Below are 24,845 nucleotides of genomic sequence, written 5' to 3' on the forward strand. Positions count from 1 at the left end.
CTCATCATGCAATTTATTGATCAAGTTGAAGTTTTAGTGGAAGCGGGTAAAGGTGGCGATGGGATCGTCGCCTTCCGCCGAGAAAAATATGTTCCCGCCGGGGGGCCTTCCGGTGGCAATGGTGGAAAAGGCGGTTCAGTGATTTTAGTCGCCGTCGAAAACCTGCAAACGTTGTTAGATTTTAAATATAATCACCGTTTTCAGGCTGAAGATGGCCGACGAGGTGGCCCCAAAAATATGACCGGGGCAAACGGAAGCGATCGCATCATTGAAGTTCCCTGTGGGACGGCGGTTTATGATATAGAAACTGACGAACTTTTAATTGATTTGATTCATCCCCATCAAGAATTTTGTGTGGCAAAAGGGGGTAAAGGCGGTTTAGGAAATGCTCACTTTCTCAGTAACCAAAATCGCGCTCCTGACTATGCTTTACCTGGACTTCCGGGTGAACAACGACAGCTTAGACTGGAGTTAAAACTGTTAGCTGAAGTCGGAATTATTGGTTTACCCAATGCGGGAAAATCAACGTTAATTTCGTCGTTATCTGCGGCTAAACCGAAAATTGCCGATTATCCCTTTACGACTTTAATTCCCAACTTAGGCGTTGTTCGCAAACCGACGGGAGATGGTACCGTTTTTGCAGATATTCCCGGCTTAATTGAAGGCGCTCATTTAGGCTTAGGTTTGGGGCATGAATTCCTGCGCCACATCGAACGAACTCGGGTTTTATTGCATCTAATTGATATTACCGATCCGACTCCTCTTGAAAATTATCACACGATTCTGCAAGAATTAGAAGCCTATGGTCGGGGTTTAACGGATCGTCCGCAAATTGTGGCATTAAATAAAGTGGATGCGGTGGATACTGACAGCGAAGACGTGCAGGAAATCATCACTAAAATTCAGCAAATTACTCAGTCTAAAGTCTTTTTAATTTCGGCTGTTGCTCAAATGGGGTTAAATGATTTAATGCAAGAAGTTTGGCGATCGCTTGATGAGTTGTCACTCTCTGAAAGTTCAACATCCAGGTAGTAGAGTGCATCAAATTCATCGATTTTAACTTAGGTAATCCCGAAATTGATGGTTTGATGCACCCTACTGGTTTTTTTGGAAAAAACCTATTCTTCGAGTTCAATACCCTCAGCCCTCAGTCGTTCGAGAAGGCGTTGGGCGCGAAGTTCAGCAAGTTCTGCGCGAAGATGTTCTTGTTGGGCTAGAAGTTCAGCTTGATCAGCGCGTTGACGTTGTTGATCAGCGCGAAGACGTTCTTGTTGGGCTAACTCAGAACCCCATAAAAGCAACGTTCCCGCCTCATCCCACCACCGCAACCAATAGCCTGTTCGGTTTTCACGGGTGCCTTGCCAAATTCCTAAAAATAACTCCATTTCAGCGATCCAATATCGCCCATTTTCATCAGGTTTTTGTACCTTATATCTGCCGGAATCATCAAGTCGATACAGTTCTAAAACGGCATTTTGAGGTTCAAAAATCGCATAGTTAGGAACTTCCAACACCTGTTCATAAAAAAACCATTTTCCGGGTGGATAAGTGGGTTTAATCGAATATTCACCGCCTTCTGTTTCAGAGATAAATTCCATCACAATGACAGGAATATCCCCTTCCAAACGCGGCGTATAACTGCGTTCGACTTCTGAACGTTCAACTCGAATTTCCCGAATAAACGCCCAGTCTGGTGCTTTGACAACCATTTTGTCATTAACCGTTGCACAGATGCCATAATTAGTCGGAGTTAGGGAATTTTCGGGCAATTTTCCCGCAGTGCTTAACGCCTCTGTTAATGCCATTGCCAATAATGGCTGAGTAATATTGTCCACTGGATCATCGGGTAAAATATAGTCTTCGGGTAACTTTTCCCAAGTTACTTTTAGACTTGCAGTTGTGTTAGTAGGGTGCATCAATTTCATACATTTTAACTTAGGAAATCACCAAATTGTTTGATGCACTTACTTATTTTTTTGTTGAACGGGTGCATCAATTTCATACATTTTAACTTAGGTATTCCTGAAATTGTTGTTTGATGCACCCTACTTTTGACGGTTTTCTAGATACCATTGTTTAAAGGTTTGTTTGGGAACAGTGGGTAACGCCCGATGTCTCACCCAAGGATTTAACAGTTTACTGGAAAATAAAAAAGGAAAATATTTCATTACTTTCTGGATTACCACATTTTTTGCAAAGCGATAAACCAGAGGATTTCCTAATACTATACCTGCGGCTTTCATACTGTCTTGACGCGGTAAAGAAAGTAAGTGTTTTTCTGCCATGACTCGACGCCATTTATAAATTTGTTCGGGAAGATCAATTTTCACCGGACAAACATCCCCACAGGAACCACAAAGCGTCGAAGAATAGGGTAAATTGCTGTATTTTTTAGCATCAAAAGTTGGGTCAATAATCATCCCCAAAGGCCCTGAATAAACCGCCCCATAACTTAAACCGCCACTGCGACGATACACCGGACAAGTATTCAAACAAGCCCCACAGCGAATACATTTTAAAGATGACCAAAAATCCGCCATTCCTAACCGTTCACTGCGGCCATTATCGACAATAACTAAATGCAATTCTCCGCCATTTTTAGGCTTGGTAAAATGAGAGGTATATTGAGTAATGGGAGAACCAATGGCACTGCGAGACAGCAAGCGAATAAAGACTGCTAAATGTTCAACTTTTGGGATTAATTTTTCAATCCCCATACTGGCAATATGAAGCGGCGGAATATTCGCCCCCAAATCAGCATTTCCTTCATTGGTACAAACCACAAAACTACCTGTTTCTGCGATCGCAAAATTAACCCCAGTCATCCCTGCATCAGCAGTTAAAAAGCGAGGTCGGGCATTTTGTCGCATCATTTCATTAAGATAATGAGGGTTGTCATTATTAGGATCACTCGCAATTTTTTCGGCAAAAAGTTTCGCTATATCTTGACGGTTTTTATGAATAGCAGGCATGACAATATGACTAGGCGGTTCTTCATCGAGTTGTTGAATTCTTTCGCCCAAATCAGATTCTGTAACGGTAATTCCGTTCTGTTCTAAAAAGGGAACCATGCCACATTCTTCTTGCAGCATTGATTTACTTTTAACCAACGATTTAACGTTGTGGCTGTTGAGAATAGTGTAAACAATTTGATTATGTTCTACCGCATCTTTTGCCCAATGAACCTGTATTCCGTTTTGTTTAGCTTGGGCTTCAAACTGTTCTAAATAGTCCGCTAAATGAGTCAGGGTATGTTCTTTAATTTGTGAGGCAATTTCGCGCAATTGTTCCCATTCTGGAACCGCAGCAGCCCCTTGATCTCGTTTGAGTCGCGCATTCCAGAGAATTTGATCATATTGTTGGGCGTGTGCTTGATCTTTTAAAAATTGTTCGGCTGCGCCTGCTTGGTTAATGGGTTTAGTCATAATGGATATCCGTTGAGAATTTGGGCAATATGAATGGTTTTTAGGTTAATTTTATAATAGTCAATGATGCCTTTTTGGTGGAGTAAACAACTCATGTCGCCAGAGACAATATATTCAGCACCATTACGGAAATGATCGTTGACTTTATCATAGCCCATTTGAGCAGAAACCGCTTCTTCAAACACACAAAACGTTCCCCCAAAGCCACAACATTCATCAGGACGATCTAAAGTAACAAATTCGATGCCTTTGACTGTTTCTAACAAGCTTCGACTTTTAGAGAAAGAAGCAATCATTAATTCAGAAGGTCGAGAAATTCCCAGTTTGCGAATGGCGCTACAGCTATTATGTAAGCCGACTTTATGAGGGAATTCTGCCCAAGGAAAGCTATTAATTTGTAGAATATCATGCAAGAATTCGACCAATTCATAGGTATTTTGCCGAACATTCTGCACTTCGGAAGTTTGAGGAATGGCGTCTAAATGCGCCCGAACATGATACACACAACTCGCCGACGGACTGACAATATATTGATAGTCTTTAAAACAGTTGACAAAGACTTGTTCAGTTGCGGCTGCTTCTTGTTGAGTTCCGTTGGTTCCCATCGGTTGACCACAACAGGTTTGTTCGAGGGGATATTCAACTTCTACGTCGAATTTTTCTAATAATTCTAGTGTGGCAATTCCCACTTCAGGGAAGAACGCATCGACATAACAGGGAATAAAAAGACCGACTTTCATAGTGAGTTTTAAGGTGTTTATTTTACAGTAAAAAAACGGTTAAACTGCGAACTCCTTGGGCGCCGCGAATAATAACAGCTTCTACATCTCCCGTTGCCGAGGGACCAGCCATAAATACGCCGTAGGATGTTTGAGTTAATTCAATGCGTTGATAGGCTTGGTGCATATCTCTAACAAGCTGTTTGGAGTCGAGTAAAATGATTAAATGTTGAGAAAGAAAACCCAACGCATTCACGACTAAATCTTCGTGTGTTAACCAAATTGCCCCATTTTCTGCGACTCCAAATTGCCCTCGAATAATGGCAAGATCAACATCTGCTAATTCATGGGGGTTGGTATTGGGTTGAATGGGTTTATTTCCGGTTATTTCAGGAAGGGTAGAACAGATCATTTTGGCATCGGGATAAAGTTCTGTGATTTTGGCTTTTATTTCCTCAATATTTTCAACTTCAAATGCTTGTCCTCCCATGCGTGCCAGTTGGGTTTGAAATTCAGAAATTAAGGGTTCTGAGTTGTTGTTAAAAATCGTAATTTCAGGAAGTTTAACTTCTGAATTGGGTTGATTTTTACGAATTGAACTCAATATTAAATCACGACTGTTCATTATTTTGATTCTCTATTAATGTCAACACCTAAAGTCCTAGTATGATTTTCTTGATTAAATCAATTTTCCCTTGATAGGGTGCATACCGTAATTTTATATCAATCAAAAAGTTGTTTATCAGTATACTTTTGTAATGAGAAAAGGTATCAAAGCTGGCTTTTCCATGATAGCTTCCCATTCCACTCTCACCGACTCCCCCAAAGGGAAGATAAGTGCCTGAAAACTGCAAAACTGTGTCATTTAAACACACTCCACCGGATGATGTATTTTGCAGAACTTGTTGCTGTTTGGCTTGATCTTTTGAAAAGAAATAGAGGGCTAAGGGTTTAGGACGGGAATTAATTTGAGCGATCGCTTCTCCTAAATCATTATATTCTAAAACAGGTAAAATCGGCCCAAAAATTTCTTCTTGCATCACCGGATCATCCCAAGAGACTTGATCTAGAAGCGTCGGTGCAATATAGTGATCTTCGGGGTTTGTTTGTCCGCCAACAATTACTTTAGCGTTTTGTAAAAATCCCGCTAAACGTTCAAACTGTCTAGGGCTAATAATGCGGCAATAGTCGGGGCTTTTTTCAGGATTTTCACCGTAAAATTCTTGAATATTCTGTTTTATTTTCTCTAAAAGAGGAGTTTTGATTTGTCGATGAACCAACAAGTAATCTGGGGCAATACAAGTTTGTCCAGCGTTCAGAAACTTACCCCAAGCGATGCGTTTTGCGGTATAATCAAGCTGTACATCACTCTCAACAATACAAGGGCTTTTTCCGCCTAGTTCTAAAGTGACCGGAGTCAAATGTTTAGCCGCCGCTTCCATGACAATTTTACCGATTTTTGTGCCGCCAGTAAAGAAGATATGATCAAACTTTTGTGCCAGTAAAGCTTGACTGGTTTCGACTCCGCCTTCCACCGCAGCAACATAAGCTGGATCGAAGGTTTTTTGAATCATTTTAGCGACAACTTTTGAGGTATTTGCCGCAATTTCTGAGGGTTTAAGAATCGCACAATTTCCCGCAGCGATCGCCCCAACTAACGGCGAAATCATCAGTTGAAAAGGATAATTCCAAGGCCCAATAATCAAAACAACACCCAACGGTTCAGGGAAAATTTGGGCGGATGCGGGAAATTGATCAATAGAAGTAGGAACTTTTTTCGGTTTCGTCCAAGATTTGAGGTGTTTAATGGCATAATTAACCTCGGATACCGAAGCAATTTCAAAATAAGCCTCAAATTCGGGTCGGTTCAAATCAGCTTTGACCCCTGCAATAATATCGCCTTGATGGTCTATAATTGCTTGTTTAAGGCGTTGAAGTTGTTCCCGACGGAAATTGACATTCTTCGTTTGACCAGTAGCAAAGAATTGTCGTTGCTGTTGGATCAACGTTTCGACTTGAAGTGACTCTGGCATGATATCTTGATCCTAAACGTTCATCAATAAATATTACACATTTAGCGTCAGACTCTTTCCTAAAATGCCGTTTTTCGCCTACCCTATTGATATGGATGAGTTCGTAACTGAGGTACAACTGGATCAAAAATGAGCATGAAGGAAATTCTCTATCTGGAAATCCCTACACCCAATACCCAAAGCGTTTGTACCTGGTTGCAGGAGAAGTTTCAACCCGGAACCGGAGAAAAACACATCACCCCAGATGGTTTTCGTCTCAGGTTTCCTTTTACTAACGCTAAAAATACCGAACCGAACGAACTTTCAACCTTCGTTTGGTCACTTCAACGAACGACTTATCTCAAAGTTTTTCGAGTGGGAAATCCTCCGAAAAATGATGAACGACTATTGATTCAACGCCTAGAAACTGAACTTAGACAACAATTTCCTCATCAATATCCCGAACCTCCAGACATTAACCTCTCCCAACAATCAATTTTTGAAGCCTTAGCAGAGCGCTATCCCTTAACGGTGAAATATTTTCAAAAAATGCCCAATGGGGAATATGATCTTCAACGGGTTTATTGGTGGGAAAAACGCTGGCGGGAAGGGGTTAGAAGTCCTAAAACTCCCAAGGAAGTCATCTTTTCTTCAAACAAGAAGAACACAAATTCTACACCCAAATATGATTTGATTTATATTGGTGGAGCCTTGGGTGTGATTCATGCGGCCGTCATGGCACGGCTAGGCTATCGAGTCTTATTAATCGAACGTTTGCCCTTTGGACGCATGAACCGCGAGTGGAATATTTCTCGCAGTGAATTACAAAGTTTAATTGATTTAGGATTATTCTCAAAAGCCGAAATAGAAAGTTTAATTGCTAGAGAATATAAAGACGGTTTTCATAAGTTTTTTGATGCCTATAATCCTCCCATTGCAAAAGCGCCCATTCTGCACACGCCAACGGTTTTAAATGTGGCGTTGGATGCAGAAAAATTACTGCGTTCCTGTGGGGAAAAACTCCGACAAGCGGGCGGTGAAATTTGGGATCAAACTGAATTTAGTCGGGCTGAGATTGAACCTGAAAAAGTGGTGATAAAAACGGTTCATCTACCCACAAACTCTGAACGAATTGCAACTGGACGTTTACTTGTAGATGCGATGGGAACGGCTTCTCCGATTGCTTGGCAATTAAACGGGGGACGGGCATTTGATAGTGTTTGTCCGACGGTTGGGGCGGTGATTGATGGGGGTTTTGAAGCCGATGTTTGGGACTCGAAATATGGCGATGTTCTCAACAGTCACGGTGATATTTCTCGCGGACGTCAACTGATTTGGGAATTGTTTCCGGGTGGGGGAAATGAGTTAACCTTTTATCTATTTCACTATCATCAAGTTAACCCTAAAAATCCCGGTTCGTTGTTAGAAATGTATGAAGACTTTTTTACCATTTTACCGGAATATCGTCGATGTGAACTCGATAAATTAGTCTGGAAAAAGCCAACCTTTGGTTATATTCCTGGACATTTTAGTGCCAGAAGTCGCGATCGCCAAGTCGCTTATGATCGTTTAATTTCGATTGGAGATGCGGCTTCGCTTCAGTCTCCCTTAGTATTTACCGGATTTGGTTCTTTAGTGCGAAATTTATCTCGTTTAACCGATTTACTGAATACCGCTTTAAAACATGATCTTTTACAGGTTAAATACCTCAATCAAATTCGGGCTTATCAAAGCAATATTTCCGTAACGTGGCTTTTTTCTAAGGGAATGATGGTTCCCACAGATCGACATTTACCTCCCCAACGAATTAACTCCATTTTAAATACCTTCTTTGGACTATTAGCTTCTGAACCGACAGCCGTTGCAGACACTTTTATTAAAGATCGAGCCGACTGGTGGACGTTTACTCGGTTAGCCTTAAAAGCCGCTCGAACTAATCCCAGACTCTTACTGTGGATTCTTGACTTTATTACTGTAAATGAAGTCATGCGTTGGATGGTGAATTATTTTAATTTCACCGTTTTAGCTTTAATTAGTGGGGTGTTGAGTTGGGTTCCTCGCTTTTCTCGATGGGTTCAGCCTTGGTTAGAACCTCGCTATCCAGCGATGTGGATGTGGCTGTTAGCGATTAGTTATGCGTTAACAGATGGTTTAGGACAGCCGCAAATGTCTGGATACCGACATCTTCATCAGGTTAAATCACCTGTTTAAAAGACTAACTAAAACTTGATAAAATGCTGAATTTCCTGTTGCCGTTTTAAGTTTTAATTTAAGTTTAAATTTAAAATGATCAAGAAGTTCAGCACCGAGTTTTCAGGGGGTTCTATAGGAGTTTTTCGAGTTGGCGACTCATCACTTCATAAGATAATAAACCGACCAAGTTCTGAACTTTTTCTCCATTCTTGAAATAAAAAATATTCGGGAGAAAGTTAATTTTAAATCGTTCGGCTATCTGTTGATTTTTAATAATATCCATCTTGAAAACTTTCACTTGTTCCTGATAGTCGTCAGCGAGTTGATTGAGAAGTGGACTGATTTCCTGACTCAAACCACACCAAGAAACAATAAAAACAACAATGACTAAGGGATGTTCGCGAATCACTCGATCAAAGTCCTGATCTTGAATAAATACCGCTTTTTTCATCAAAAAAAGTTTATTTAACTGCGAAGTTCTCTATCAATCAGGATATTCACTTGATTATAAAAAAGATTTTCTGTGAATAACAGGTAAAGGATAGAAATTTATAAATACTGCGAAAAAGTGACGGGCATTGAGATAAACAGAGGACTTAAGTTAAGCTCATACTATCTATAAATTGAAGTAAAAAAATATTAACTTAATCCAAAATGAGATAGACAAACATTGCTTTTTTTGTATAGTATAGATTCATTATGGTAGACTAGGTTTGACAACTGAGTTATGACTGCTGAGAAATTACATGACCTTTCTAGCTGGGAAAGGCTAGAAGAAGGACGTAAAGCAAAGGCTGCTCGTGGTGGCTACGCAGGTTACGGTTCCCCTGCATTTGGATTGTGTTCTGTTAACGGTGAACTTGTTGAAAATCCCCATGAACAGCAAGTGATTGAGTTAATTCGTCGTCATCATAAATCGGGAAAGTCATTGCAACAAATCGCGGATTGGCTGAATACTCAAGGTTACAAAACTAAGCGAAGACAGCAATGGCGGCGAATCTCAGTTAAACGAGTTTTGGATCGGCTTTATAGCAAAACCTCCAATTCAGAAAATGTGAATCCGCCTGAATTGAAAACAGTATCTTCAACGACATCTTTTGAGTCTGAAGAGTGATTAGAATGACTCAACCTAAAAACAGTTCTGTGGCAAACAAAACTAGGGTTGAGTTCATCAGGCTGTTACATTCCTCTAGAATAAACCTAAATGTAAAAAATGTAAAGCCTCTATTTGGTTTTTAGACCAGTCTAGTGTAACATCCCTCTTATAGAATATTTTTTTTAAGGGTTAGAATCGTTCAAACCCTATAAGAGTTTTGATGCTGTTGCGTCTGGAGTTCAGCATCTTATCAGTCGTCGTCAGTTTGGAGGTGTTAGACTATGCAACTTGAAGATCCCCTCATCTGGGAACCAATGCTAGAAGATGCGATTGATCCTCATCCTTTGAGGGTTTCACCGGAAGTTCGATTGATTGATGCGATCGCTCAGATGAACCATTTTCGGGGGAGCAGTTGCTCAATGATCAATGATAATACATCGAGCAACATTCCACAAATTCCTCGATTTCAGTCGAGTTGTATCCTGATTATGACAGGGGAAAAACTCCTGGGAATTATAACAGAACGGGATATTGTGCGACTAACCGCTAAAGGAATAAACTTTGAAACGACCACAGTTGAGGAAGTGATGACTCAACCTGTAATGACTTTATCGAAAACTTTATTTAAAGATATTTTTGCCCCTTTATTTTTATTTCGACGTTATAAAATTCGCCATTTACCCGTAGTGGATGAACAAGAACGATTAATTGGGGTGATTTCTCCCGAACTAATTCGTCAAGTCTTACAACCCATTCATCTGTTGAAATTGCGGCGAGTTTCGGAAATAATGACTCCCCATGTTATTCAAGCTCCTCCTACCGCTTCGATTGAAAATCTTGCTCAATTAATGTCAGGTTTTCGAGTCAGTTGTGTTGTGATTACTCAACCTGAAACAGATGATCGTTATCTTCCTGTGGGAATTGTAACAGAACGAGATATTGTCCAATTTCAACTCCTTCAAATGAATTTTTCTCGGACTGTTGTTCAAGATGTGATGAGTCAACCTCTATTTTTATTGAGTCCTGAAGATTCTCTCTGGAAAGCTCATCAAGAAATGCAAAAACGTCATATTCGACGGTTGGTTGTGTCTTGGAATTGGGGAAAAGGATTAGGTTTGATCACGCAAACTCGCATTTTGAAAATATTTGATCCGATAGAAATGAATACGATTATGCAGAATTTGCAGCAAACTTTAGAAAATCTAGAAAATCAGTCAACCGGAGTCGATTTACTGAATGTTCCTGAATTTTCATCCTTTCCCACTGAAGAAAAAACAACACCCATTCAGTTAGCTGAACTGTTAAACTCTTTTCAAAACAAACAAAGTCAAGCTTCCGATCAGGGTTTAACAACACTTCTCTCTAAAATTCAAACGGGAATTGAAGATTTACTCGCAGAAGAGAATCTTTCCTCTGAGATGCAACAAATTCGTCTAAAAGCTATTTTGAATAATGTTAAACAGATGAATTACTTGATAGAAAATCCGGTTCATTGGACTTTTCCTGAAACTGTTTAGTTTTCCAGTTAACCAGGGATTTAAATCCCTGTCTGATCATCTAATATAGCAGTTTTCAGTTCTGTGAGGTACAACATCGATTGGATAGAAACCCGGTTTCTGCTAGAAACCGGGTTTCTGGTTCATACCTCATACGAACGCACACCGCCATATCACATCCGATGTTAATTTGATTGATAATTTTATAGTCAGTTAAAACTAACTTTATTTTTTAGACCTGAAATTAATTTCAGGGTGGAATAATCAGCTAACTTTAATCTACATCTGTGGGAAAATGGGGATTTCGAGAATGTTCAAAAAAGCGTTGAATTTGATGGGGAAGAACCCGAGAAATTGACAATTCAGGAATATTATTTTCCGCAAAAAACCCAACTTCGCTCGTTTCATAACTGGATTTTGCCTCACCGCCAACAATTTCACAGAGAAAAAACATCTTATAAACATGATAAGGCATGGGAGGCTGATGACCTTGTTTTGTTCGGTCATAAACTGCCAATAATTTCACCACCTTTGTTTCAAAACCAGACTCCTCAAAAACCTCTCGCGTCACCGCTTCAGTCGGTGTTTCATTCACATCCGCCCAACCGCCCGGTAACGTCCAACGATGATTATCCAAAACCTCACGAACCAGCAATATTTTAGAGTCTTGAAACACCACACCCCGCACATCAACTTTCGGCGTTGCATAACCGGATGCTTGAGAAAATAAATCGAAAATAACCTCTTTTTCTGTGTTAGTATGATGAGCAAAGATATCAGCCGCAATCTCTTGAATTTGGTGATAACGTTCTGCGTCATACTCGCTTTTAACAAAATGCAGTCCCGTTTGTGCGATCGCCTGTAATGCCTTCGCCCACTCGATCCATTGCGGTTCCATAAACATCTCTCCCGTTGATATTCTTCTCTAGGCTACAACGGTTCGACTCAAAATTCCGATTTTTACGATAAGGGGATCAAGCATCGTAATATGGTAATAATTGACAACTTATTAAGAAACTATGAAAGCCATCACTCTTTTAGGTTCAACGGGTTCTATCGGCACTCAAACCCTCGATATTGTCACCGATCATCCCGACAAATTTAGAATAGTGGGACTCGCCGCCCGTCGCAATGTTACCCTTCTGGCCCAACAAATTCGCGCCTTTCGCCCTGAAATTGCGGCGATCTGCGATGAAACTCAATTCCCCGAATTAAAAGCAGCGATCGCCGATCTCGATCCTCAACCCATTTTACTGGCTGGAGAGTCTGGAGTCGTCGAAGTCGCCCGCTATGGAGACTCAGAAGCCGTTGTCACCGGAATTGTCGGTTGTGCGGGTTTACTTCCCACTTTAGCCGCCATTAAAGCCGGAAAAGATATCGCCCTCGCCAATAAAGAAACGTTAATTGCAGGCGGCCCCGTTGTCAATCCTTTAATTCAAGAATACGGCGTGAAATTGCTTCCGGCGGACTCCGAACATTCGGCGATTTTCCAATGTTTACAAGGGGTTCCTCAAGGGGGTTTACGACGGATTATTTTAACCGCTTCTGGGGGTGCATTTCGCGATTGGCCAGTTGAGAAATTAGCCGAAGTAAAAGTTGCTGATGCGATCAAACATCCGAACTGGTCAATGGGTCGTAAAATCACCGTTGATTCTGCCACAATGATGAACAAAGGTTTAGAGGTAATTGAAGCTCATTTTCTGTTTGGATTGGATTACGATAATATTGATATTGTCATTCATCCCCAGAGTATTATTCACTCGTTAATTGAGTTACAAGATACTTCTGTTTTAGCCCAATTGGGTTGGCCGGATATGCGTTTACCCCTGCTTTATGCCATGTCTTGGCCCGAACGAATTTATACGAATTGGGAATCTTTAGATTTAGTAAAAGCCGGAAATTTAACCTTCAAAGCACCCGATAATCAGAAATATCCTTGTATGCCTTTAGCTTATGCGGCAGGACGTGCAGGCGGAACCATGCCAGCCGTCTTAAATGCGGCAAATGAACAGGCTGTGGCGTTGTTTTTAGATGAAAAAATTGAGTTTTTAGACATTCCCAAAATGATAGAATACGTTTGCGATCGCCATCAAACCGATAACGGCCAAAATCCTTCCTTAGATGATATTATTGCGGTTGATCAATGGGCCAGACAAGAAGTAATAGCTTCCCAAACCAAGTTAACTCAAACCGTTGCTGTTTAGAAATCATTAAAGTAGGGACGCTGCGGCTTGCGTCCTGAACTCTCTTAATACCCAATTTTTGATAAAATAGGTATGATTAATCAAACCATAAAAACTTTTGGAAGCCAAACAGGAGATAACAATGACACCACCAGATGAACCAACAATTAAATTAGACCAATTTCTTAAATTCGTCGGTTGCGCCCAAACGGGAGGACAAGCTAAACTGATTATTCAGTCCGGTTGGGTGGTAGTGAATGATGAAATAGAAACTCGTCGCGGACGTAAATTAGTGCATGGCGATCGCGTTACCTTTGAAGACAAAAGCTATGTTGTTGACTTTCGGGGTCAATCTTAATTATATTAGATCAATTATTCTCAACAATCAACTTGAAGATTTGTGTTAACCTGATGTTAAAAAAGATAACTTTTTGAGAAAAGTTAAAATCACAAATGCACTTGAATCTATCCTCAGAAATCTTCCGAATGAGAGAGTTTAATAAATGATGAATAGAATAGTGTAGTAAGTAATCTACTCTATTTGCAATTAATCTGTGAGCAGTTATATCCTTATTTTACTTGTGATCAGTCTGCTTTTACTTGCAGTGACTTGGGCTTCAGGTTGGATTTCCCGTTTACCCCTTTCCTACGCAATAATATATTTAGGTGCAGGAATTTTTTTAAGTCCCTACGGGTTGAAATTAATAAACCTCAGACCGGATGCAGAGTTTTTAGAACGTTTAACCGAACTTGTCGTGATCATTTCTCTGTTTAGCTGTGGACTGAAAATGAACCGTCGGTTAAACCTAACCTCTTGGAATATAACAGTCCGGTTAATTGGCGGTTTGATGCCTATTTCTATCTTTGGAATCGCAGTCATTACTCACTTTCTCCTCAAACTAAATTGGGGTGAAGCGATTCTATTCGGCGCGATTCTTGCTCCGACTGATCCGGTTTTAGCCTCAGAAGTTCAGCTTAACCATCCCCATGATCCCGATGAACTTCGTTTTGGTTTAACGTCCGAAGGTGGATTAAATGATGCGCTTGCTTTCCCCTTCGTTTATTTTGGCATACATTGGTTAAAAGATGAGAATTGGCAAAATTGGTTTAAACAGTGGGTTGCTATTGATTTAATTTGGGCAATTTTCGCCGGAATTGTCATGGGAATTGTAGTCACTAAAATTATTGTTTTGATAGATAGACAACTGCTCAAAATCAGACCCACTGATGTAATGATGGAGGATTTTATTGCAATTAGCATTATTTTGGCAACCTATTCTTTCACTGAACTGATTAATGGATATGGTTTTTTAGCAGTATTTGTCGCCGGAATGGTAACAAGGCGCAGTTATCAACAGGAAGAAAAGCCTTTTGCACAACTTGAATTTATCGAACAACTTGAGAAACTTTTTGAAGTCGGGACAATTTTGTTATTAGGTACACTACTCCGAATTGAACCCATTATTCGATATATTCCAGCCGCAATTTTGATCGCCGGATTACTCATTTTTGTTATTCGACCCCTGGGAACTTGGATCTGTACAATTGGCAGTGACTATCATAGCCTAACACGATTACTTTTGGGTTGGTTTGGCATTCGCGGTGTAGGTTCTATTTACTATTTAACTTATGCTTTTGGTGAAGGTTTAAGAGGTTCAGTGGGAGAGTTAATGGCTTGGAGTGTTTACATCACCATTATTTTTTCTGTAATTATTCATGGGATTAGTTCAACACCCTTAATGAATTGGTACGAAAAACAGATTAATCCACAAAATTAAGCGATCGCTAATACTAGGAGCTGTTACCATAGCCTAACCCATGATAAAATGTATTATTCGTTAACAATCAGTTAACTACAAAAACTAAAAATTGCGTTAAGTATTCATTTCTAAGTATTGTTTGAGATTGATCAGTAACAATTGACAAACCACAGGATAAAAAATCATGGCGAATACAATAGCAACACCCAACGTTCCCTACAATACCAATTTACAAGCTTTGATTGAATATCCAAAGCAAGGAATTTTAAGCAAAGTTATTCTCAAAGATAAAAACTGTCAATACACACTATTTTGTTTAGCCAAAGGGACTGACATTGAAGAACATACTTCCACTCGCAATGCAACAGTCATGGTGTTTGAAGGAATGGGAAAATTAACACTGAATGGAGAAGAAATCCCGTTAAATCCAGGCGTTTTTGTGTTCATGCCTGCTGACGCTCCCCATGCGTTACAAGCCGAAGAAAATTTAGCTTTTGTTCTGACGCTTTCTGAACAGCCTCAACCTAAAAAATCAGTCACCCCCCAAACAATTGAACTGATTAAATCTACCGCTCCTTTATTAAAAAAACAGGGTCAGGAGATTACAAAACGGATGTATGAAATCATGTTTACAAATCATCCCGAAATGCAGGAACAGTTCAATATGAATGATCAAGCTAATGGTTCTCAACCCGCTCGGTTAGCCACAGCAATTTACACCTATGCGACTCACATTGATAATTTAGAAGCCTTAAAATCAATGGTTGAAAAAGTCGCTCATCGCCATGTTGAAACTCATGTTCAACCCGAACAATATTCTATTGTTGGGGAGAGTTTGTTACAGGCGATGAAAGATGTTTTGGGTGAAGTCGTAACAGATGAAGTGATGGCGGCTTGGAAAGAAGCCTATCAACTTTTAGCCGAAGTTTTCATTAAACGAGAACATCAAATCTATGAACAAGAAGCCTAATACTAGACAGGATGAGGGGATATAAAAACACCTGAATAACTGCCTAAAAGAGAAAAAAAACTACAAAGACACGGAGAAAACCTAGAGGAAATCTTCGTGTCTTTGTGTCTTGCTGGTGAGTTTACCCATCAGGCACTCTACTGAAAAAATTGCCTAAATCAATTAGAAAGGCGAGTTGAAAAACCCGCCCAAGTTGTTTAAACAGAATGTCCGCTTAATAACGCTTTATAACTCGATTCTCCGGCTTTTTTTAGTTGTCGAGTAAGCTGCAAATTCAGTAAAATTGTCACCATTGATTGACTAATCATTGTAGTCAAAATCAAGGGCAAAGTTGCATATTGAACGGTGACAAACGAAAAAGGAGAAAATAGAAAAGGTAAGGGTTCTTGGTGCGGTTCAAATCCCAGGAAGATAAACGTCATAAAAGGTAAAATGAGTACAGCCCCAACCATTCCACCCGCCCATAATCCTCGTTTAGAAGTTTTCATCAACAGCATCAATTGAGCCAAACTTGCACACATCCAAATTAAGCTGGCATTTAACAGCAGTGCAAACAATATAATTAGGCGTTCATCGGGTTCACTGATTCCTAAAGTTGTGAGTCCAAATAAGAGAAGCATCATCAACAAATTAAGCCCAATCGCAACAACAGCCGGACTCCGTTCTCCTTGGATTAAATCAGACAGAAGATGTGATTTTCCGTTGACTCGTTCACGTCGATAACGCGCCCAATCTTGTAATGTTTGTCGCTGTGGAGATAAAGCTGCTATTAATCCTAAAAAGAGCAGGATGTTCCAGAGAAAAGCCGTGGTCAAATAATATTCATCTCTGAGTTCAAATCGTTGCACATTGAACCCTAAATTGACTAAGGTAAAACAACCCGTAATCCAATAACTTTGTTGTTTGCTAAAAACAGTCGTATCAGGATTGTGAAAACAGCGCTTGAGTCCTTGCCAAATCCAAAATGTCCACACTCCAAAATGGAATAGGGAGAATAACAAAATCAAGGTTCCTGATGTTCCTAACGGAATTTCAAACCATTTCAAGGCGAGAATACTCTCGTGATTAAAGGGATAACCGAGATAATAGGAGTTGGTGCGGTCAATTAAATAGCGCAGAATAAAAGACGGACAAAATAAGTTTACCCAGTCTGTACCATCCTCGTAAATTGGCTTGTTATTGGCAATCATTAACAAGGTGAAAACGGCACCACTCCCTAACCAAGCTTGAAAACCACTTTGTCCAAGCGTTATTAATCCAAAAAGTAGGGAAGCACTGTAGAAAAAAGCACAGGTGGCGATGACAATTGCATAGAAACTAAAAATTTCTATAATCGGAATTCCGGCTGAAGTTCCAGCCCAGATATGATAGGGAATGAGTAACACTGTTGCAAGATAAAGCAAACTGGGTACACCTAATATTTTCCCGACAAAAATACTGTTGTAAGTCTGCGGAGAAAGGCGAATAAAGTTGAGGGTGCCGCGTCGTTGTTCGGTGGTTAAATCATTGATCAGCATATAGGTGCCAATCACAATTAACGCAAATAAACCAAATACACCCAACACCATAAATACTTCTGTCCAATAGTCACGCCACCACAAGGAAAAATCAATAGCATTGGCTGGACAGTCTGCATTCATTAATTGACTGAGTTCAGACAGCTTGGCTTCGAGTGCTTGTGCGTTAACAGGTCGGTTTCCTGATGCTGGATAGAGTTGATTATTAATTTGGCTGTATTGCTTTTCATACTGTAAATAAGTATCCCTGACTTGACAATACTCACTACTCAACTTGATTAAATTCCGACTGGCTTCTCGACTCAAAAATGATAAATAAACGAACAATTGAGCCAGGAGAGAAAGACCGATTGAGAAGGCTAAATTACGTCGATTAAAGCGTCCTTTTATTTCCCGAAAGAGTTGGGGGTTCCATTCTCCAACTGCGTTCAACCCACGAATTGCCATGTTTATTTTCCTTATCGGTGTAGTTTTTTCAGGATAAAAGAGGTTTTTTCAAGAGAGAAAATATTCGGAAAAGTGGGAATGATTCTCTAACTTTAAGCGAGACGGTTATACACCCCATTTCATTTTCAATCTTAGACGTCGATGGGTCTCTCGTTTGTTCCTATGAGGCTTGCTTATGTTCAAGCTTGAGGAAAATCGATTCTAGGCTTTCTTGAGTTGGGGAAAATTCAGTCAGAGGGAGATTAGCAGCCATTAACTTTCGCAACAGTCGGGCGCTATCTTCTTGATTTCCCGAAAACTGAACTCGAACTTTTTGAGTTTGAGGAATGATTTCCCATCCATCAACTTTAGGATAAGTTTTTAACTGATGAAATAACGCATCAAGCCCACCCAAAACCCCAATTACAATATGTTGATGGCTCAAGCGTTGATACAGGTCTTGTAAAGATGAACTTTCAACTAAATAACCCAGTTCCATGATGCCAATTGATGTGCAGAAATCTTCCAAATCACTCAAGACATGAGAGGAAATGATAATCGTCATTTGGGCTTCATGGAGACTTTTAATAATATCCCGAAACTGCATTCTTGCAATCGGATCTAAACCGGAAACAGGTTCATCCAATAATAACACTAACGGTTCGTGAATGATCGTTCGTGCTAAACTCAGACGCTGTTTCATTCCTCTTGATAAAGTCGCAATCTGGCTTTTGTGTTTAGGGGTGAGTTGTACCAGTTCTAACACATCATATAAACGACGCGATCGCTTGGGTTCTCGTAAGTGATAAAGTCGGGCAAAATAATCTAAATAATCCCAAACCGTCAAGTCATCATAGAGGGGAAAATCATCGGGTAAATAGCCTAAATGTTGTTGAAGACTGGAATTGGTGCGATCGCGTTTTAAAGGTTCTCCGTGAATGTAAATCTCGCCTGTTGTCGGTTCTTCAGCCGTCGCCAACATTCGCAACAAAGTCGTTTTTCCGGCTCCATTCGGCCCAATTAATCCGTAAACTTCACCCACCCCAACTTGTAAATCCAAGTCATTCACCGCTACATGACGATCAAATTGTTTCGTCAGTCCGCGAGTTTCAATTGCTAGTTCTCTCATATCATCTTAAACCCTTGAGTGAACAGTCGGTCTGCATCCAGCCTAGCCTCTCTCTACAGGATTCGTCATCAAGTTTACGGAAATTACTTGAAATTAGATAAATCGATGTTGAGTACCGTTCGCTGTTGAGTGATACCTGCCATATTGTCATGTTTTTTTGAGTATCGTTTTCTCGGTTTCTTAACGGATGAGTTATCCGAGAAAAGCGAAGAAAAAGGCTGTGAACTATAAATATTGTTAAAGTTCCATCATCTCTTGAAAATGCCGTGATACAATTTTATTTACAACAGATCTTAAACTTGAATATGCGCGGTCAATCCCAAAGTAAATTTTTATATCTTCTAATTGCTGGAATTGTTTTTCCAGTTCTAGCGGTTAGTAGCTTTAATATTATTTCATCTCGTCAATATTTGATTGATTCTGTGTCTCGTTCAATGAGTAACGAGGGAGAAAACCGAGTCAAAGTGATCAGTTTATTTTTAGAAAATTTTAGATCGGATATTTTATATTTAAGTGAAACGCCACCCATTCAAGGGATTGTTCGAGCCAGAGAAGGAAATGGAATTGATCCTCAAGATCAATCAACTTATCAAGATTGGGTGAATCGATTAAACATTATTTTTACATCCTTTCTCAACAATAGACCTTATTACGATCAAATTCGTTATCTTGATGAAAATGGCAAGGAAATGGCGAGAGTTAATATAGTAAATGGGGAAATAAAAGTAGTTCCAAGCTCGGAGTTACAAAACAAAAGTTCTACTGAATATTTTCGGGAAACGATCAATTTAAAACGGGGAGAAATCTATGTTTCTCCCATTGATTTGAATCGAGAAAATAACCAAATTGAAGTTCCCTATAAAGCCGTCATTCGTTATGCAACTCCCATTTACAATTCGGCGGGTGAAAAAAAAGGTGTTTTAGTTGCTAACATTGTAATGGATCGCTTATTTGAATTAGCCGATAATCAAACCTTAAAATCTGAATACGATCAACAGTTCTTTGTCGTCAATCCCCAAGGATATTACTTAAGTCACCCAGTAGCCGAAAAAAAATGGGGGTTTGAACTCAATAATAATGAAATTTTAAGCAAAGATTATCCATCCACAATTGTTGAAAAAATTCTCTCCAATGACGATGGAGTGATTACCGATTATCCTGACTATATCCTCAGCTATAATACAGTTTTTCCTGATAATAAAAATCAAAAAAATCCCTTTACCTTGGTTTATAAAACCCCTAAAAATATTGTTTTAAAACCGATCAATAACTTTATTCAATTTGCGGTCATTGTGACAATCATTGTGGGCGGAATTTTCGTGGTAATTGGAATTATTTTATTCCGAAAATTAGTCAACTCTATTTTAGAAGTCGTGGGAGTAGTGAGTACATTTTACAATCAAGTGGTTGCAACCATTAATGAACAGGAACGAATTGCAAATCAACAATTATCTTCGGTTCAAGAAACAACAGTTACGATGGATGAACTGAATATTTCCTCTCAACAATCCGCCCAACAAGCCTCAGTCGCAGTTTCCGGCGCCAAACAAGCTTTAAATCAAGTCGAACAGGGAACTCAAGCCGTTAAACAAGCATTAGAAGAAATGGAAATTTTAAAATCAAAAGTAGAAGCAATTGCTCAACAAATTCTCCGCCTGAATGAACAAACTCATCAAATTGGTAGCGTTTCTGACGTCGTGAGTGATTTATCCAATCAAACCAATATGTTAGCTTTAAATGCTTCCGTAGAAGCCGTTAGAGCTGGAGAATATGGCAAAGGATTTGCAGTCGTCGCCTCAGAAATTCGTAAACTTTCCGATGCGAGTCAAAAATCAAGCCAAAAAATTAATACTTTAGTTAATGATATTCAACACATGATTCAATCTACCGTATTAGTCACCAAAGAAGGAACTAAAAATGTAGAATCCGGGGTGCAAATTTCCCATCAAACCGCTCAAGTCTTTTTTGATGTCTCTAAATCAATGGAACAAATTGTAGACAGTAGCCAACAAATTGCGTTCATGTCTCAACAACAAGCGTTAGCGACTCAGCAAGTCAATCAAGCCATGAATAATCTCACCAAAGGAGCCAATCAAACCGCCCAAGGAATTAATCAAATTAAAGTGGGTAGCGAAAAACTCAATGATGCTGCTTACAATTTGAAAGATATTTTATAGGATATAATGAATGAATAGCAACAGTATGGGCAGTTTTAAGAGGAGAGTCTAAACCCCTTGATTGAACTCCCAAAACCCTCATTCTCACATTAATATTCTCACAGGCTCCGAAGTATAGTCATAAAAGCATGATTTTTAATAATGAAACAAATCAAACAACTTATACCTGTTCATCGGACGGCATTTCAATATTTGAATACTCCCATCTGGCTCTATGATACACAGAATGGGCAAGTGCAGTGGGCAAATGATGCAGCTCTACAACTTTTCAATGCTGATAATATCAAAACTTTAAATTACATTTTTAACATTTTTTTAAGGTCTAAAATAACTTATCTATTACAGGCTTTAGAGCCATTGAAACCGGGGCAAAAAATTCAAGAAAACTGGAGAATTGATTTCCCGGAAAAAACGATTAATCTTCGTTGTTACTGTTCAGTAATTCTAACAGAGAACGGACAGTTAGCTATACTTGTAGAAGCTCATATCGAACACAATCAGCCAATTGAGCCGGAGAGTTTGCGATTAGTTGAAGCTTGGCGGCATACAAACTTTATGCTCTCTCTATACACCCTAGATGGAGAATTATTACTGCAAAATCCAGCCGCTCAAAACTGTTATGGAAATCTCAGCCCCAATGGTAAAAATAATCACCGTAGCTTTTTCAATTCTTTTCTGGCTCCGGCAGTTGAACAGGAAGCCTTAGACTGTATTAATAAAGGAAAAATATTCAGCGTAGAAACTCAAGTTAAAACGGACAAAGGTTTATGCTGGCACAAAATTGAAGCCCGAAAAACTTACGATCCCGTCACGGGTAATTATTTAATTTTAGTCAGCGAAAAAGATATTAATGATCGTAAAAAATCAGAGGAAAAACTCCGCGAGAGTCAACATTTTTTACAAAAGCTCACCAATACAGTCCCGCAAATTCTCTATATTTTTGACCTTTCAGACAATAAAAGCCTCTATCTTAACCAACGGAGCATCGAAATATTAGGCTACTCTCCTGAAGAAATTTGTACTTGGGAACCTGAACGGTTAATCAATCATTTCCATCCTGAAGATCGACATTTATGCTATAGCTTGCCTCATCGCTTTCAGCATCTTAAAGATGATGAAATCCTCTCAAGCGAATATCGATTTCGCCACAAAAATGGAGAATGGCGGTGGTTGAACAGTCGAGAAATTGTCTTTCAAAGAGATGCAAAAGGAAAGCCCCTTCAGATTCTTGGTTCTGTTACCGATATTAGCTCACAGCAAGCTGCACTTCGTGAACGCAAACAAGCAGAAATTGCCCTACAATCCCTCAGCAATCGTTTACAACATTTACTCACCTCTAGTCCGGGTATTATTTATAGTTGTCAACCTCAAGGAAACTATGGAGTTAGCTACATCAGTGAAAATGTGAAAACCGTTTTGGGATTTGATGCCGAAACCTTTCTCAATAACCCTCATTATTTCTGGTATTCTCGCATTCATCCCGACGATTTAGCCACAATTACTAATGCTATCCAGAGACTTTTTCAACAAGGAGAAATAACTCTTGAGTACCGTTTTCTCCACAGCGATCAAACCTATCACTGGATTTACGATCAAGCCAAACTTTTAAAAAATGCACTGGGTCAGCCAACAGAAATTGTTGGTTATATTATCGATATTAGCGATCGCAAACGCTCAGAATTAGCCTTAAAACATCAAAAAGAAGTCCTACAAGCCATCTTTGATCATATTCCGATCATGTTAGCTTGTTTTAATTCCGACGGGAAAACTCAACTGATTAATCGTGAATTGGAGCAAGTTTTGGGTTGGTCTTTGGCTCAGTGGCAACAACAGAATCTATTATTACAATGCTATCCTAACCCCCATGATTATCAACAAGTTATAGCTCATATGCAAGCGGCAGACAGACAATGGAAAGATTTCCAAACTCGAACTGAAACAGGAGAAATTGTAGAAACATCTTGGACAAATATTCGTTTATCCGATGGGAGTAGAATTGGTATTGGACAAGATATCACCGCTCGAAAACAAAATGAAAAACGTTTGCGAGAACAGGCTCAACGCGAACAACTGATTACCCTCGTTACTCAACGCATTCGTCAATCCCTTAATTTAGATGATATTCTAGAAACAACCGTTGCTGAAATTCGACAACTTTTGCAAACAGAGCGAGTTTTAATTTATCGTTTTGAACCCGATAAAAGTGGAATTGTGATTGCAGAATCTGTTGATGAATCCTGGGTATCTCTGCGGGGAAAAATTCTCTTTGATGAAGGTTTAGCTGACAACACTTGCATCAATGCCTATACTCATGGTCGTATTCAAAACACTCCAGATATCTATAATAGCGGATTACCAGACTGTTATATTCAACTCCTGGCTCAGTTTCAAGTTAGAGCAAATCTGGTTATTCCGATTCTGCACGGCGAGGAATTATGGGGACTATTAGTAGCTCAACATTGTTCACAACCCAGGCTTTGGCAAACCACAGAAATTGAACTCCTCCATCAACTCGCCGATCAAGTTGCGATCGCCATTTCCCAAAGTGAACTCTATCAATATGCCCAATATCAAGCCCAACGAGAACAGGCACTCAACGAAGTCATTCAAGCCATTCGCAACTCTTTAGAATTGAACACAATTTTTTCAACCGCTTCTCACGAAATTGCTCGATTACTCTATGTCGATTGGGTTCATATTGTCCAGTATTTCCCCGAGGAAAAAATTTGGTTAAATGTGGGTGAATATTGTCGATATCCGAACTTTATAAAAGCATTGGGAACAGAAATTACTGATGATGAAAATCAATTTTTCGCTCAACTTAAACAACTTAAAATCGTACAAATTGCCGATATTAGTCAGGCAGAAGATAAAATTAATTGTGCTTATGCTCGTACCTATCCCGGTTCTTGGCTTCTCATTCCGATTCATTCAAAATCTTCCTTTTGGGGAAGTTTAAATCTGATTAGAAATCCTCAACATACCCAATGGCAATCCTCAGAAATTGAACTCGCTCGAACCGTCGCCAATCAACTCGCGATCGCCATCCAACAATCTCAACTTTATCAGCAATTGCAGCACGCTAACGAAGAACTTCAACATCTCGCCACCCACGATCAACTGACTCAGCTTGCTAACCGTCGTTATTTTGATGAATATTTAACTCAAGAATGGCAGCGTCTCACCCGAGAACAAGGTCTTTTATCATTAATTCTCTGTGATGTTGATTATTTTAAACGATACAATGATACCTACGGTCATTTAGCAGGTGATGAATGTCTGACGAAAGTTGCTCAAGTCATTCGGCATGGAGTTAAACGTCCGGCGGATTTAGCCGCTCGATATGGGGGTGAAGAATTTGTGATCATTTTACCCAATACTGATAGTCAGGGAGCGATTCAAGTTGTACAAACTATTCAAGCCGATATTTTCCAGCTTCATATTCCCCATGAAAGTTCATCCGCGAGTTCACAAATTACCCTCAGTTTTGGGATTGCAAGTCTTTATCCGACAACTGTTAGTTATCCTGAAATATTAATCAAAAAAGCCGATCTTGCCCTCTATCAAGCTAAAGAAAACGGCCGGAATTGCTATTATCTTAGTGACAATGATTGATAAAAAATACTGTAGGGGCGGGTTTTTACAGTTTACAGTTTACAGTTATCTGTTACCAGCTTTTACAGTTTACAGTTATACAGTTCTCAATATTATCTGGTTACTGGTTACTGTTCACTGGTTACTG

General features: G+C 39.6%; 19 protein-coding genes and 1 pseudogene. 11 read left to right on the forward strand and 9 right to left on the reverse strand.

Features of this window, described 5'->3' with window-relative positions:
• Positions 1–6: 6 nt before the first annotated feature.
• Positions 7–1,032 carry a GTPase ObgE gene (obgE, locus tag VB836_RS20885; protein ID WP_323222192.1) on the forward strand — a complete coding sequence of 342 codons (1,026 nt, stop codon included), beginning with the start codon at positions 7–9 and terminating at the stop codon, positions 1,030–1,032.
• A gap of 86 nt (positions 1,033–1,118) precedes the next feature.
• Here the strand turns inward: obgE and VB836_RS20890 are convergent, their stop codons facing one another.
• The 5 genes from VB836_RS20890 to VB836_RS20910 all read right to left on the reverse strand — a co-directional run bounded on the left by VB836_RS20890 (position 1,119) and on the right by VB836_RS20910 (position 6,177).
• Positions 1,119–1,916, reverse strand: coding sequence for a Uma2 family endonuclease (locus VB836_RS20890; protein WP_323222195.1), 798 nt, complete (start codon positions 1,914–1,916; stop codon positions 1,119–1,121).
• 129 nt (positions 1,917–2,045) lie between these two features.
• Positions 2,046–3,425 carry a lactate utilization protein B gene (locus tag VB836_RS20895; RefSeq protein WP_046281503.1) on the reverse strand — a complete coding sequence of 460 codons (1,380 nt, stop codon included), beginning with the start codon at positions 3,423–3,425 and terminating at the stop codon, positions 2,046–2,048.
• Positions 3,422–4,165: a (Fe-S)-binding protein gene (locus VB836_RS20900; protein WP_323222198.1), complete on the reverse strand. Its 744-nt coding sequence runs from the start codon at positions 4,163–4,165 to the stop codon at positions 3,422–3,424. The genes VB836_RS20895 and VB836_RS20900 overlap by 4 nt, the downstream gene beginning before the upstream one ends.
• Before the next feature lie 22 nt (positions 4,166–4,187).
• Positions 4,188–4,769: a LutC/YkgG family protein gene (locus VB836_RS20905; RefSeq protein ID WP_323222200.1), complete on the reverse strand. Its 582-nt coding sequence runs from the start codon at positions 4,767–4,769 to the stop codon at positions 4,188–4,190.
• 28 nt (positions 4,770–4,797) lie between these two features.
• Complete coding sequence (locus VB836_RS20910; protein WP_323222202.1) at positions 4,798–6,177, reverse strand: aldehyde dehydrogenase; 1,380 nt, start codon at positions 6,175–6,177, stop codon at positions 4,798–4,800.
• 135 nt (positions 6,178–6,312) lie between these two features.
• On the opposite strand from VB836_RS20910, the gene VB836_RS20915 reads away from it, so the two are divergent.
• On the forward strand, positions 6,313–8,367 hold the full coding sequence (locus VB836_RS20915) for a flavin-dependent dehydrogenase (RefSeq protein ID WP_323222260.1): 2,055 nt from the start codon (positions 6,313–6,315) through the stop codon (positions 8,365–8,367).
• A 112-nt stretch (positions 8,368–8,479) separates the two neighbouring features.
• On the opposite strand, the gene VB836_RS20920 is transcribed toward VB836_RS20915, so the two are convergent.
• Positions 8,480–8,800, reverse strand: coding sequence for a thioredoxin family protein (locus VB836_RS20920; RefSeq protein WP_323222205.1), 321 nt, complete (start codon positions 8,798–8,800; stop codon positions 8,480–8,482).
• Between the two features lie 276 nt (positions 8,801–9,076).
• Between VB836_RS20920 and VB836_RS20925 the strand changes: the two genes are divergently transcribed.
• Positions 9,077–9,463, forward strand: coding sequence for a recombinase family protein (locus tag VB836_RS20925; protein ID WP_323222207.1), 387 nt, complete (start codon positions 9,077–9,079; stop codon positions 9,461–9,463).
• 263 nt (positions 9,464–9,726) lie between these two features.
• Complete coding sequence (locus VB836_RS20930; RefSeq protein WP_323222208.1) at positions 9,727–10,962, forward strand: CBS domain-containing protein; 1,236 nt, start codon at positions 9,727–9,729, stop codon at positions 10,960–10,962.
• 253 nt (positions 10,963–11,215) lie between these two features.
• On the opposite strand, the gene VB836_RS20935 is transcribed toward VB836_RS20930, so the two are convergent.
• Complete coding sequence (locus VB836_RS20935) at positions 11,216–11,839, reverse strand: NUDIX hydrolase (protein ID WP_046280629.1); 624 nt, start codon at positions 11,837–11,839, stop codon at positions 11,216–11,218.
• Between the two features lie 121 nt (positions 11,840–11,960).
• On the opposite strand from VB836_RS20935, the gene dxr reads away from it, so the two are divergent.
• From dxr to VB836_RS30525, 5 genes and pseudogenes are all read left to right on the forward strand, one after another.
• Positions 11,961–13,145 carry a 1-deoxy-D-xylulose-5-phosphate reductoisomerase gene (gene dxr / locus VB836_RS20940; protein WP_046276691.1) on the forward strand — a complete coding sequence of 395 codons (1,185 nt, stop codon included), beginning with the start codon at positions 11,961–11,963 and terminating at the stop codon, positions 13,143–13,145.
• 121 nt (positions 13,146–13,266) lie between these two features.
• Positions 13,267–13,482, forward strand: a complete 216-nt coding sequence (locus VB836_RS20945; RefSeq protein ID WP_046276690.1) for an RNA-binding S4 domain-containing protein — start codon at positions 13,267–13,269, stop codon at positions 13,480–13,482.
• 196 nt (positions 13,483–13,678) lie between these two features.
• Positions 13,679–14,902, forward strand: a complete 1,224-nt coding sequence (locus tag VB836_RS20950) for a cation:proton antiporter (protein WP_323222212.1) — start codon at positions 13,679–13,681, stop codon at positions 14,900–14,902.
• A gap of 166 nt (positions 14,903–15,068) precedes the next feature.
• Positions 15,069–15,395, forward strand: a pseudogene (locus VB836_RS30520) (cupin domain-containing protein); the annotation flags it as partial.
• Positions 15,384–15,854: a globin domain-containing protein gene (locus VB836_RS30525; protein ID WP_456085766.1), complete on the forward strand. Its 471-nt coding sequence runs from the start codon at positions 15,384–15,386 to the stop codon at positions 15,852–15,854. The pseudogene VB836_RS30520 and the gene VB836_RS30525, both read left to right, overlap by 12 nt.
• 197 nt (positions 15,855–16,051) lie before the next feature.
• On the opposite strand, the gene VB836_RS20960 is transcribed toward VB836_RS30525, so the two are convergent.
• Together VB836_RS20960 and VB836_RS20965 are read right to left on the reverse strand one after the other, a co-directional pair.
• Positions 16,052–17,818, reverse strand: coding sequence for a hypothetical protein (locus VB836_RS20960; protein WP_323222216.1), 1,767 nt, complete (start codon positions 17,816–17,818; stop codon positions 16,052–16,054).
• Positions 17,819–17,978: 160 nt separating this feature from the next.
• Positions 17,979–18,926: an ABC transporter ATP-binding protein gene (locus VB836_RS20965; protein ID WP_323222219.1), complete on the reverse strand. Its 948-nt coding sequence runs from the start codon at positions 18,924–18,926 to the stop codon at positions 17,979–17,981.
• 305 nt (positions 18,927–19,231) lie between these two features.
• On the opposite strand from VB836_RS20965, the gene VB836_RS20970 reads away from it, so the two are divergent.
• Complete coding sequence (locus VB836_RS20970) at positions 19,232–21,103, forward strand: methyl-accepting chemotaxis protein (protein WP_323222222.1); 1,872 nt, start codon at positions 19,232–19,234, stop codon at positions 21,101–21,103.
• A 141-nt stretch (positions 21,104–21,244) separates the two neighbouring features.
• Positions 21,245–24,718 carry a diguanylate cyclase domain-containing protein gene (locus VB836_RS20975; RefSeq protein WP_323222224.1) on the forward strand — a complete coding sequence of 1,158 codons (3,474 nt, stop codon included), beginning with the start codon at positions 21,245–21,247 and terminating at the stop codon, positions 24,716–24,718.
• Positions 24,719–24,845 lie beyond the last annotated feature (127 nt).

Source organism: Limnoraphis robusta BA-68 BA1 (genome assembly GCF_034932365.1).
Taxonomy (GTDB): domain Bacteria; phylum Cyanobacteriota; class Cyanobacteriia; order Cyanobacteriales; family Microcoleaceae; genus Capilliphycus; species Capilliphycus robustus.